Genomic DNA, 11,847 nt, shown 5'->3' on the forward strand with positions numbered 1-11,847 from the left:
TAATGCTATAAAAATGAGTGTAATTATTTAAAATACACGCACACACATTCAGGTGCATAAATGTCTTTTTGAACCATTTCCAAAAGACCTGTTGTTTCATCACGACGATAAAGGGTCAAATTATCTGTATTTTGATTTGCTACAACAACAAATTTGCCAGAAGGGTCTAAATCAAAATCTCTAGGAATTTCGCCTTCAGTTGCAATCAATTGTACACATTCCACTTTGCTGCCGTTTTCAGCTGTTGCAAAAACAGCAATTGAATCATGACCACGATTTGAGGCATAAACAAATCGTCCATCGGCAGAAATACGAATAGCCGCACCACCATTAAATTCGTTGAAACCATCTGGTAAAGTTGATACTTTTTGGACTTGTTCAAATGAACCATCTAAAGCATTATAAGATAAAACAGTAACAGTACTGTCTAGCTCACCAAAAAGATACGCGTATTGATTATTTGGATGGAAGACTAAATGACGAGGCCCAGTGCCTGGTTCAGCAATATATTGAGCAACTTCTGATAGTTTCCCTTCTTCACTAACATCATACGTATAAACACGATCTGTTCCAAGATCACAAACTGCTAAACGACGATCTGGTGTTAAGTCTGTATAATGAACATGTGCATTGTCTTGATTTTCATGAGGACCAGTCGCTTCATCATGAATGACTTTATCTGTATGTTCTAAACGACCGTCCGTTAAAATACGATAAACATGTACGATTCCTTGGTGATAGTTAGCTCCGAAAACTAGCTGTTTTTCTTCATCAATCGCTACATAACAGGGAGGAGCGCCGGCTTCTGTTACTTTATTGATCAAATCAAAGTGTTCATTATTGTTTTTATACGCTGCCATGCCGCCTTCACCATCAACCGATGTGACATTAAACAGATCACCTTTTTTATTTAATGCTAAGTATGTTGGGCTTGTTTCCTCTACTAATAAACTAGCTTCTAGAAGCATCTCTTGTTCAGTATCTAATGTAATTTGGTAGATTCCTTTACTAACTCTACGAGTATATGTTCCTAATAAAATTTGTTCCAGCATGAAATTCCCTCCATTTTTACTGCTGTGTTCATAAGAATCAGCAAATCATTTTTTCTCTTTTAGTATAACATAAGAATTCTTAGATTTATAAAATCTTTACAAATCCGATGTTCGCATTTTCACTTGTTTTATGCTATTATATTTTAAGACTGTAAGGACAGTCATTTTTAATTTTAGAGGGGTGACATGCATGTACGATAACACAAATAGCAATGATGCAGTTCGCTGTTCATTTTGTGGTAAAACACAAGAAGAAGTAAAGAAAATCGTTGCTGGACCAGGCGTCTATATTTGTAATGAATGTATCGACTTATGTAAAGAGATTATTGATGAAGAATTTTACGACGAAGCCGTACGTGAATTAACGGATGTCCCAAAACCCCAAGAAATTTTGGATGTCTTAAACGAATATGTAATTGGACAAGATCAAGCAAAACGCTCATTGGCGGTTGCTGTCTATAATCACTATAAACGTGTAAATCAATCAGAAAATTCAAGCTCTGATGAAGTGGAATTACAAAAGAGCAATATTTGTTTAATTGGACCAACGGGTTCTGGGAAAACATTTTTAGCGCAAACATTAGCTAGAACGTTGAATGTACCATTTGCAATTGCTGATGCAACAAGCTTAACTGAAGCAGGATATGTTGGAGAAGATGTAGAAAACATTCTACTGAAACTATTACAATCTGCTGATTTTAATGTAGAACGTGCTGAAAAAGGGATCATTTATATTGATGAAATCGATAAAATCGCCCGCAAGAGTGAAAATGTTTCGATTACAAGAGACGTATCTGGTGAAGGCGTGCAGCAAGCTTTACTTAAAATCTTGGAAGGAACAGTTGCCAGCGTACCACCGCAAGGAGGACGCAAACATCCTCATCAAGAATTTATTCAAATTGACACAACGAATGTCTTGTTTATTGTTGGTGGAGCTTTTGACGGTATTGAAACCATTGTTAAAAATCGTTTAGGTGAAAAAACAATCGGTTTTGGTACGAAGAACAGCAAGTTGAACGAAGGCGAAAGCGTTATGCAACAAATCATCCCTGAAGATCTATTGAAATTCGGTTTGATTCCTGAGTTTATCGGACGCTTACCAGTTACTGCTGCTTTAGAAAAACTAACAACAGATGATTTGGTTCGTATCTTGACTGAACCAAAAAATGCGTTAGTCAAACAATATCAAAAATTATTGTCTTTAGATGATACTGAACTGGAATTTGAACCAGATGCACTTCGTGGGATTGCGAATAAAGCAATCGAACGTAATACAGGTGCTCGCGGATTGCGTTCAATCATTGAAGAGATTATGATGGATGTAATGTTTGAAGTGCCATCAGATGATACAATCAAGAAAGTGATTATTACAGAGATGGCTGTCGAAGGCACAGGTAAACCTGCAATTGTCTATAACAAGAAAGACAAAAAAGCTGGCTAACATGAAAAATACTAAAAGTAGAGATGCGTCTCTACTTTTTTACTGATTTTATGGAAATAATGTGAGGAGGTTAGAAACATGAATGTTCATAATGCAGAAATTATTATCAGTGCGGTTTCTCCAAAGCAATATCCAGAAACTGCTCTTCCTGAAATTGCTTTAGCAGGACGCTCGAATGTAGGTAAATCTTCTTTCATCAATACCTTGATTAATCGTAAAAATTTGGCTAGAACTTCTGGAAAACCCGGAAAGACTCAAACCTTGAATTTTTATCTAATCGAAGATGCATTGCATTTTGTCGATGTTCCCGGTTATGGTTATGCCAAAGTTTCTAAGACAGAACGGGCAAAATGGGGCGAGATGATCGAAACCTATATGACGACAAGAGAACAATTAAAAGCAGTTGTTTCATTAGTTGACTTACGTCATGCACCAACACAAGAAGATATTCAAATGTATGAGTTTTTAAAATACTACGAGATTCCTGTGATTGTGGTTGCAACGAAGAAAGATAAGATTCCTCGTGGAAAATGGAACAAACATGAAAGCATCATCAAAAAAGCGCTGAACTTTGATAAATCAGACGATTTTATTCTTTTTTCTTCACAAACAAAAGAAGGAAAAGAAGAAGCTTGGCAAGCAATTGAAAAATATCTACAATAAAAAATGCTCTGACTCTCTTATGAGACGTCAAAGCATTTTTTTATTGTTCTTTTTTCTTATCGTCTTTCTTTTCAGCTTTAGCTGCTTGCTTTTCTAATTCTTCTTTTGGCATTTCTATTTTTTTCGGATCTACGGCAAAGGAATCAAATAATTTATCTAAGTCATTTGTACGTTCAAATTTTAAGCCCATTTTAGATTATCTCCATTTCAATTTAGATTAAGGGAAGTTGCATAAATCTATTACTACACTCTCTTTTATTTAGTTTATCATCCTTTCAGAAATTTGAATAGTTTTCTTTTTCAACTATTAACAATTTATAAAAAAATATTTCTACTTTTATTGGTAAACTTGCATTCGATTCTAAAACAAGGTATAGTTTTTTCGGATAGAGAAAAGAGGGATAAAATGGCAGGAAATGTTTTTATAGGAATGGTACGTTTTTACCAACGATTTATTTCTCCAGGACTTCCAGCTAGTTGTCGTTACCATCCGACATGTTCACAATATATGATCGATGCGATACAGACTCATGGCAGTGTTAAAGGGATAACAATGGGAACTGCAAGATTTTTAAGATGCCATCCACTTACAAAAGGCGGAATCGATTATGTACCATTGAAGTTTAGTTTAAAAAGAAATCCGGATCAGGAATATCATGGTCCTTATAATTATAGAAGAAACAAGCACAATAAATAGATGAAGGTGGGGTTGTGGGATGGTAATTTTAACATTTGATTTTGGTGGTTCAGCAGTAAAATATGGAATTTGGAACGGTCAAAAAATAACCGACAAAGGGAAATTTACGACACCGAAAACATGGGATGAAATGAAAGCGTCATTATTCGCTGTATATGAGGGAATCAATCAAACAATAGAAGGTGTAGCCTTCAGCGCACCAGGTGTAGTGGATGTTCAAAAACAAATGATTAACGGAATTTCAGCGATTCCTTATATCCATAAATTCAATATATTTAAAGAACTAGAAGAGTTATTTAAACTTCCTGTTTCAATTGAAAACGATGCGAATTGTGCAGGAATGGCGGAAATATATAAAGGTGCTGCCAAGGGAAAACAAGAAGTGGCTTTCGTTGTTATAGGAACTGGAATCGGTGGTGCAATTTTCCATAAAGGAGAAATTGTCAAAGGAGCTCATCTTTATGGCGGTGAATTTGGCTTGATGTATCTAAGTGAGGGACAGACCTTTAGTAAATTAGGAACAGCAGTCCAAATGGCTTGGCGTTATTGTGAACGTAAAGGTGTAAAGAAAGAGACGTTTTCTGGGGAAGATGTGTTTGATTTTGCTGAATCTGGGGATGAATTAGCTATAGAAGAAGTCAATAATTTTTACGAGTATTTAACCCAAGGGTTGTTTAGTATTCAATTTTCCTTGGATCCAGAAATGATCGTTTTAGGCGGCGGAGTTTCAGCTAAAAAAGGCTTACTAGATGAAATCAACCAACGGATGAAAGTAAAACTTGCCGAATTTGAATTGAATGATTTTGTACCGGAAATTGTGACATGTGATTTCAAGAATGATGCTAATTTGATTGGTGCTGCGGCTAATTTTTTAGTCAAGAAAAATTGAGAGTAAGTATGAAAACAAAACGTCAAATTGCTTAGTGCAAGGAGACGTTTTTTGTGTGGAAATAAAAGGGAAATATCAATTTCAAAAAAACATTCTTTATTCAATAGTTTGAATTATAGAAATTTTCTGAAAATTCGTTGACATTTCTTTCGTTTTTGATTATATTTGTATACATACTATTTAATAATTATATATGCGAAGATAATTATTTAGAGGTAAAAGCTAATTCAGCTTTAAAACCAAGGGGGAAATAAGATGAAAAAATTCAGTTTTTTATTTGCTAGTCTATTTTTATTAGCAGCGTGTGGTCCAGCAGCTGGCGGAGGCGCAAGTGGCGGTGGGAATAAGGTTGAAGGCGATACAATCAAAATCGGAATGAATATGGAACTTTCTGGAGATGTTTCAGCATACGGGAATGCTGAAAAAGAAGGAATCAAATTAGCGGTTGAAGAGATCAACGATACTGGTGGGGTTCTTGGTAAAAAATTAGAATTGATTGAAAAAGACAATAAATCAGAAAATGGCGAAGCAACATCAGTTGCAGCTAATTTAACAGCAAAAGATAAAGTTGTTGCTGTCGTTGGTCCAGCAACATCTGGGGCAGCTAAAGCAACAATTCCAAATATGACAAAAGCAGGTGTACCAGCTATCACGCCTTCTGGAACTGATGATAGCATTACCGTTGTAAATGATAAGGTACAAGAATATATTTTCAGAGCCTGCTTTCAAGATACCTTCCAAGGAGTTATCTTAGCAAATTTTGCACAAAATAACTTAAAAGCAAAAAATGTTGTAATCATTGGTGATAATTCAAGTGATTATGCTATTGGTTTGACCAAATCATTCAAAGACACATTTAAAGGGAAAATAGCTAAAGAAGAAACATTTACAGCAGGAGATAAAGATTTCCAAGCTATCTTAACAAAAATCAAAGATACTGATTACGATGCAATTTATATTCCTGGGTATTATGCAGAAGCTGGTTTGATCATCAAACAAGCTCGGGAAATGGGAATCAATAAACCAATTCTTGGTGCAGATGGATTTGGTGACGAAAAATTAGTTGAAATTGCTGGCGCTAAAAATGTTTCTGATGTTTATTACACAGGACACTTCTCAGAAAAAGCACCTGCTACAGATAAAGTAAAACCATTTGTAGAAGCATTCAAGAAAAAATATGACAAACAACCCTCTGCATTCAATGCGTTAGGTTATGATTCAGTTTACATGTTGAAACAAGCGATGGAAGACAAAGATTCAGCGGATTCAAAAGATATCACAGAAGGTTTGGCATCATTGAAAGACTTTGTTGGTGTAACAGGAAAAATGACAATGGATAAAGATCATAATCCTGAAAAATCAGCAGTAGTATTAGGACTAACAGATGGCAAAGAAACATCTGCAGATGCTGTAAATCCTTAAAAAATGATTGATATGAAATTGAAAGAGGGTGAGACAATGTTCCGCGTTTTGTCCATCCTCTTTTTTCATTAACAAAACAACAATTAATCTAAAAAATTGGAAGTGAAAAATATGGAAGTAGTTATCCAACAACTGGTAAATGGGCTTTTTCTAGGTAGTATCTATGCTCTATTAGCTTTAGGGTATACAATGGTTTACGGAATCATCAAATTGATCAACTTTGCCCATGGAGAAATCTATATGTTGGGCGGTTTTATGGGGTATTTCTTTATTAATAAGTTAAGTTTAGGGTTTTTCCCAGCCCTGATTTTATCAATGGCAGGAGCGGCAGTAATTGGTGTGATAATTGAATTTTTAGCTTATCGACCGTTAAGAAAGTCAACAAGAATTGCGGCATTGATTACTGCGATTGGGGTGTCGTTTTTATTACAGAACGGTATGATTTATTGGTTAGGACCTGAAAAAAAATCGTTCCCTCAAGCAATTGAATATAAAAGTTATCAACTAGGATTTATTCAAATTTCAAATATTCAAGTACTTATTTTAGTCATTTCCCTAGTATTGATGATTGCATTGCAACTTATTGTTAAAAAGACAAAAATGGGAAAAGCGATGCGGGCAGTTTCTGTTGATGCAGACGCAGCACAATTAATGGGAATCAATGTTAATCGTACAATTTCATTTACTTTCGCATTAGGTTCTGCTTTAGCTGCTGCTGCTGGTATGTTGATTGGACTTTATTACAATTCTATCGATCCAATGATGGGAGTCGTTCCTGGACTTAAATCATTTGTTGCCGCAGTGTTAGGCGGTATTGGAATTATTCCAGGTGCAGCTTTAGGTGGGTTTGTGATCGGTTTACTAGAGACCATTACGATTGCTCTTGGTTTTTCAGATTATAAAGATGCTGTAGTTTATGCATTATTAATTATTATTTTATTGATTCGTCCTGCCGGAATTCTTGGCAAGAACATCAAAGAGAAAGTGTAGGTGACGCGCATGAAAAAGAATTTAAAATATAATCTTGTTTGGCTTTTAATTGCAGCGGCAGCATATGCGTTTATTTATTTATTGTATGTCACAGGTGTGATTACACCGTTTACTGAGTATACACTGATTACGATTGGTATTAACATTATGTTGGCACTTGGTTTAAATTTGATTATTGGTTTTTCTGGACAATTTTCTTTAGGTCATGCCGGATTCATGGCAATTGGCGCGTATAGTGCAGCGATCATGTCTATAAAATACCCTACAATGGGCGGTTTTTTTAGCGGTATTTTATTAGGAATCGTTTTGTCGGGAATTGTAGCATTACTTGTTGGGATTCCAACCTTAAGGCTAAAAGGAGATTACTTAGCAATTGCAACCTTGGGGATATCTGAAATCATTCGAATCATTATTATCAATATGAAAGATATCACTAATGGGCCGGCGGGTATCTTTGGTATTCCACCAATGGTTAATTGGTCAATGGTATTTGGTTTTGTTGTTGTTGTAACCTTGCTTATCGTTAATTTTATTCATAGTGGTCCAGGGCGTGCAACGATGGCGATTAGAGAAGATGAGATTGCCGCTGAATCAATGGGGGTTAATACAACTAAATATAAAGTAGTAGCATTTATTATTGGCGCAGTTACAGCAAGTGTGGCTGGCGCAATTTATTCAAGTTATGTTCAAACAATCGCACCGAAAGACTTTGGTTTTATGAAATCAATCGATATTTTGATTATTGTGGTATTTGGTGGTATCGGTAGTGTAACAGGTACATTCATTTCAGCAATTGTTCTTGGTATTTTAAATATGTTTTTACAAGATGCTGGTGCATTAAGAATGATCATTTATGCATTAGCCTTGATTATTATCATGATTTTCAAACCAGGCGGTCTTTTAGGAACATGGGAATTCTCTGTAAAAAAACTATTGAAGAAAAAGGAGGACAAATCAAATGCCTCTATTGAACGTTAGTAATTTAACCAAAAACTTTGGCGGATTAGCAGCAGTTTCCAATGTTAATCTTACTTTAGAAACAAATGAATTAATCGGATTGATTGGTCCTAATGGTGCTGGGAAAACGACGTTATTTAATCTTTTAACAGGTGTTTATGAACCAAGTGAAGGAACAGTAACATTGGATGTTTTAGGAAAAGAACATACTTTAAATGGAATGAAACCATACAAAATTGCAGATATGGGATTAAGCCGAACCTTTCAAAATATTCGATTATTTAAAGATTTAACGGTCATGGATAATGTCCTAATTGCAATGAATAGCAAAAATAAAGAAGGGATTCTTTCAAGTATTTTAAGGTTACCTGTTTTTTATAAAAAAGAAGAAGAAATGGAAAAGAAAGTTTTTGAATTGCTTGCTATTTTTGGTTTAGAAGATAAAGCTCAGACATTGGCAAAAAATTTACCTTACGGGGAACAAAGACGCTTAGAAATCGTCCGAGCATTGGCAACAGAGCCAAAAGTATTATTTTTAGATGAACCAGCGGCAGGAATGAATCCGCAAGAAACAGCAGATTTAACTGAACTGATTCGAAAAATCCAACAAGAGTTTCAACTTACAATCGTTTTGATCGAGCATGATATGAGCTTAGTCATGGATGTTTGCCAAAGACTCTATGTTTTAGAGTATGGACGGATTATTGCAGAAGGAAAACCAGAAACAATAAAAAACGATCCACGAGTGATTGAAGCGTATCTTGGAGGTGAACTGTAATGCTGACAATTGAAAATCTATCTGTTCATTATGGTGTAATTCAAGCCGTAAGAGATGTAAGTTTTAATGTTGAACAAGGTGAAATTGTTTCTCTAATAGGTGCAAATGGGGCAGGGAAAACAACGATTTTAAGAACCATTTCTGGACTTAATCGGCCCTCTAATGGCACCATCAGTTTTGAAGGACAACAAATTCAAAAAATGATGCCGCAAAAAATCGTTGCATCAGGACTTTGTCAAGTGCCAGAAGGTCGCCATGTTTTTTCAGGCTTGACCGTTCAAGAAAATTTAGAAATGGGCGCATTTTTAAGAAAAGATGGAAACTTAAAACAAGATTATGACATGATTTTTGATCGTTTTCCCATTTTGAAAGAACGGAAAAATCAAGATGCATCCACTTTGTCTGGTGGTGAACAACAAATGCTTGCTATGGGTAGAGCATTAATGTCCAAACCTAAGCTGTTATTATTAGACGAACCCTCAATGGGATTAGCGCCAATCTTTATCCAAGAAATTTTCAATATTATAAAAGAGATCAATAAACAAGGAACAACTGTTTTACTAATTGAACAAAATGCTAAAATGGCTTTATCAATTGCTGATCGAGGATATGTTTTAGAAACTGGAGAGGTTGTTTTAAGTGGTTTGGGTAAAGAATTACTTGATAGTGAAGAAGTGAAAAAAGCATATTTAGGAGGATAAAAATATGAGCGTAAGTGATTTTATGACAAAAAATTTAATTGTTGCTCAACCAGAAATGAAAATTTTTGATGCGGTTGATTTGATGAAAAAAAATAATATTCATCGTTTACCTGTAGTGAAGAACCAACAACTTATTGGGTTAATCACAGAAGGAACCATTCAAGCTGCGATGCCTTCAAAAGCTACAAGCTTAAGTGTTTATGAAGTGAACTACCTATTAAATAAAACAACAGTAAATGATGTGATGGTAAAAACAGTTGAAACAATCAAACCAGAAGCTTCTTTAGAAGATGCCATTTTCCAAATGCGTCAAAAAAATATTGGTGTGTTACCAGTGGTGGCTCATAATGATTTAGTTGGAATTATTACAAACAATGATATTTTTGATGCTTTTTTAAAAATTACTGGCTATCATGATGGAGGCACAAGAATTCAGCTTAGAATTCCTGAGGATCACAAAGGGATTTTGGCTGATATCACGAAATTACTAGCAACGAACGATTTTAGTATCTTGACCGTCGTCGTGAACCATAAAGAATTAGAAACGATTATTGAACTGCAAATCGAAAGTCGTGAGACACAGCGAATCGAAACGATTTTGAAGGAAGCCGGATATGATGTTTTCGAAGCTATCCTGATGTCTAAAAGAGCGTAAAAAAAGTTTTAATTGCTTAACTTTTTTTCTTGAAAACAGTTTGACTATTAAAGAGGCTTGTGATAATTTTAAATAGTAGAGTAAAAAATAATACTCGTTTTCAAAAGATTTGGATATTAAAGTCTCTTACAAACTTTAATATTCTTTATCTATGTTATCTAGTCATTTAGGGGTTGTTGTTGGTTGTATAATTTTTACAGATTTTCTGTAATTAATTATAAATATTTAGGATAGGAGGAAAAAAAATGAAAAAAGTTATTGGATTTATCGTTGCTGTAGTAGCTACGTTGAGCTTTGCGTCGACAGCTTCAGCTGACGGTGCTATCTCAACAGCGGAACAGTCGATTCTTAATGAATTAAATGCTGGCGCAACAATCGGCGGCAAAAAATTCCATTTTGATGCGGTTGAAACAAATGCAGCTGAAAATCACTTGAAACGTGTTGATTTAACACAAGCTCAAGTAGATGAAGCTGTAAAAAATATCCAAGCAGCTCGCACATTAGTTGAAGGTGTATCTGTTAATACTTCAGGTGTTAATTCACTTGCAAGAGCAATTGGATCATTGCCAGCTAACGTAATTTCTCAAGTACAAAGTTACGCAATTGCTGCTGGAAACGCTGTAGGCGTGAAGATTACTTTTGGCGCTCGTGGAAGTTATTCTGCAGTGCTGATTACTGATGCTAACGGCGCACCTGTTTACAAAACTGGAACTCCAGTGAAAAACACAGGTTCAAATTACGCATTAAGCGGAATTACTTTTGGCTCATTGATCGTTGCTGCAGCAGGTGCAGTATTTGTGAGCAGAAAGAACAAATTAGCATAAAATGAAACAATTAAAAAGAGTAGGGGCATTTATTTATGTGCCTCTTCTCTTTATGTGTTTAGGCTATCTCATTATTTACATAATTGGTGCACCTGTCATTAATTTCGCTTCTTCAGCTGTTGAATTAATTTCGCTGAATGATGCGCCTTCTTTTGATCAACGAGGGGCAAACCTCTATGCGCAAAGACAACAAGAGGAAAATCAGTCGTCAGCAGGAAAAAAAGAGAATGGAGCCACTAACCAATCAACTAATACAAAGAGTGATAAAGGCTCAAGTGGAGTAGTTGGATCGGAAGTATCTAAAAAAGAAGAATTAGCATCTTCAAGTATGGTCTATCCAGTAGGAGGAGATCAATTTGGTGAAGTTGTGATTGACAAAGTTGGAATTAATGAACCATTATATTACGGAGATAGTGAAGATATTTTACGTTTAGGCGCAGGACAGTATATTGGCAGTATGATTCCAGGAGATTTAGGAACTACCTTGATAGGTGGACATAATTTGCCTTCATTCGGGAAAATTTATTACTTGGAACAAGGAGATACGATAAATATCCATACTCACTATGGTGATTATACGTATCAAGTGACAGAAGTAAAAGTTGCTAATTACAAAGATTCGTCTATCAACACAAAATTAGGTGACCGCTCAAAAAGATCACTGATTCTATATACCTGCTATCCGTTAGATGCAATTGGGTTAACACCAGAACGTGTTTTTGTTTCTGCAGATTATATATCTGGACCAATCATCAATGAGAAGTTATAAAGGAGGATC

Annotated in this window: 14 protein-coding genes; 12 read left to right on the forward strand and 2 right to left on the reverse strand. The window is 35.3% G+C overall.

Annotated elements, in window-relative coordinates; all coding sequences use genetic code 11:
* Nucleotides 1-23 precede the first annotated feature (23 nt).
* Nucleotides 24-1,052: a lactonase family protein gene (locus tag AC4BB2_RS04465; protein WP_490474237.1), complete on the reverse strand. Its 1,029-nt coding sequence runs from the start codon at nucleotides 1,050-1,052 to the stop codon at nucleotides 24-26.
* Nucleotides 1,053-1,242: 190 nt separating this feature from the next.
* Between AC4BB2_RS04465 and clpX the strand changes: the two genes are divergently transcribed.
* On the forward strand, nucleotides 1,243-2,493 hold the full coding sequence (gene clpX, locus AC4BB2_RS04470) for an ATP-dependent Clp protease ATP-binding subunit ClpX (protein ID WP_490474238.1): 1,251 nt from the start codon (nucleotides 1,243-1,245) through the stop codon (nucleotides 2,491-2,493).
* A gap of 78 nt (nucleotides 2,494-2,571) precedes the next feature.
* The gene (gene yihA, locus AC4BB2_RS04475) at nucleotides 2,572-3,156 is read left to right on the forward strand and encodes a ribosome biogenesis GTP-binding protein YihA/YsxC (RefSeq protein ID WP_490474239.1); all 585 of its coding nucleotides are present in this window, start codon (nucleotides 2,572-2,574) and stop codon (nucleotides 3,154-3,156) included.
* Nucleotides 3,157-3,196: 40 nt separating this feature from the next.
* On the opposite strand, the gene AC4BB2_RS04480 is transcribed toward yihA, so the two are convergent.
* Nucleotides 3,197-3,346 carry an SPJ_0845 family protein gene (locus AC4BB2_RS04480; RefSeq protein ID WP_490474240.1) on the reverse strand — a complete coding sequence of 50 codons (150 nt, stop codon included), beginning with the start codon at nucleotides 3,344-3,346 and terminating at the stop codon, nucleotides 3,197-3,199.
* A 216-nt stretch (nucleotides 3,347-3,562) separates the two neighbouring features.
* Here AC4BB2_RS04480 and yidD point away from each other — a divergent pair, with 216 nt between their 5' ends.
* From yidD to AC4BB2_RS04530, 10 genes are all read left to right on the forward strand, one after another.
* A complete protein-coding gene (yidD, locus tag AC4BB2_RS04485) occupies nucleotides 3,563-3,853 on the forward strand; it encodes a membrane protein insertion efficiency factor YidD (RefSeq protein ID WP_490474241.1) in 291 nt (96 codons plus the stop codon).
* Nucleotides 3,854-3,872: 19 nt separating this feature from the next.
* On the forward strand, nucleotides 3,873-4,742 hold the full coding sequence (locus tag AC4BB2_RS04490; protein ID WP_490474242.1) for an ROK family protein: 870 nt from the start codon (nucleotides 3,873-3,875) through the stop codon (nucleotides 4,740-4,742).
* Nucleotides 4,743-4,997: 255 nt separating this feature from the next.
* A complete protein-coding gene (locus AC4BB2_RS04495; RefSeq protein WP_490474243.1) occupies nucleotides 4,998-6,164 on the forward strand; it encodes an ABC transporter substrate-binding protein in 1,167 nt (388 codons plus the stop codon).
* 111 nt (nucleotides 6,165-6,275) lie between these two features.
* Nucleotides 6,276-7,154: a branched-chain amino acid ABC transporter permease gene (locus AC4BB2_RS04500; protein WP_490474244.1), complete on the forward strand. Its 879-nt coding sequence runs from the start codon at nucleotides 6,276-6,278 to the stop codon at nucleotides 7,152-7,154.
* Between the two features lie 9 nt (nucleotides 7,155-7,163).
* Entirely contained in the window at nucleotides 7,164-8,132 is a 969-nt protein-coding gene (locus AC4BB2_RS04505; RefSeq protein ID WP_490474245.1) for a branched-chain amino acid ABC transporter permease, read from the forward strand.
* Nucleotides 8,113-8,889 (forward strand): ABC transporter ATP-binding protein, encoded by a 777-nt coding sequence (locus AC4BB2_RS04510; RefSeq protein WP_490474246.1) that lies wholly within the window; start codon nucleotides 8,113-8,115, stop codon nucleotides 8,887-8,889. The genes AC4BB2_RS04505 and AC4BB2_RS04510 overlap by 20 nt, the downstream gene beginning before the upstream one ends.
* Nucleotides 8,889-9,590 (forward strand): ABC transporter ATP-binding protein, encoded by a 702-nt coding sequence (locus tag AC4BB2_RS04515; protein WP_490474247.1) that lies wholly within the window; start codon nucleotides 8,889-8,891, stop codon nucleotides 9,588-9,590. The genes AC4BB2_RS04510 and AC4BB2_RS04515 overlap by 1 nt, the downstream gene beginning before the upstream one ends.
* A 4-nt stretch (nucleotides 9,591-9,594) precedes the next feature.
* The gene (locus tag AC4BB2_RS04520) at nucleotides 9,595-10,245 is read left to right on the forward strand and encodes a CBS domain-containing protein (protein ID WP_490474248.1); all 651 of its coding nucleotides are present in this window, start codon (nucleotides 9,595-9,597) and stop codon (nucleotides 10,243-10,245) included.
* A gap of 245 nt (nucleotides 10,246-10,490) precedes the next feature.
* Nucleotides 10,491-11,069: a hypothetical protein gene (locus AC4BB2_RS04525; RefSeq protein ID WP_490474249.1), complete on the forward strand. Its 579-nt coding sequence runs from the start codon at nucleotides 10,491-10,493 to the stop codon at nucleotides 11,067-11,069.
* Nucleotide 11,070: 1 nt separating this feature from the next.
* On the forward strand, nucleotides 11,071-11,838 hold the full coding sequence (locus tag AC4BB2_RS04530; RefSeq protein ID WP_490474250.1) for a class D sortase: 768 nt from the start codon (nucleotides 11,071-11,073) through the stop codon (nucleotides 11,836-11,838).
* The last annotated feature ends 9 nt before the right edge of the window (nucleotides 11,839-11,847 follow it).

It is taken from the genome of Enterococcus sp. AAFC-DPL-5146 (assembly GCF_058216635.1).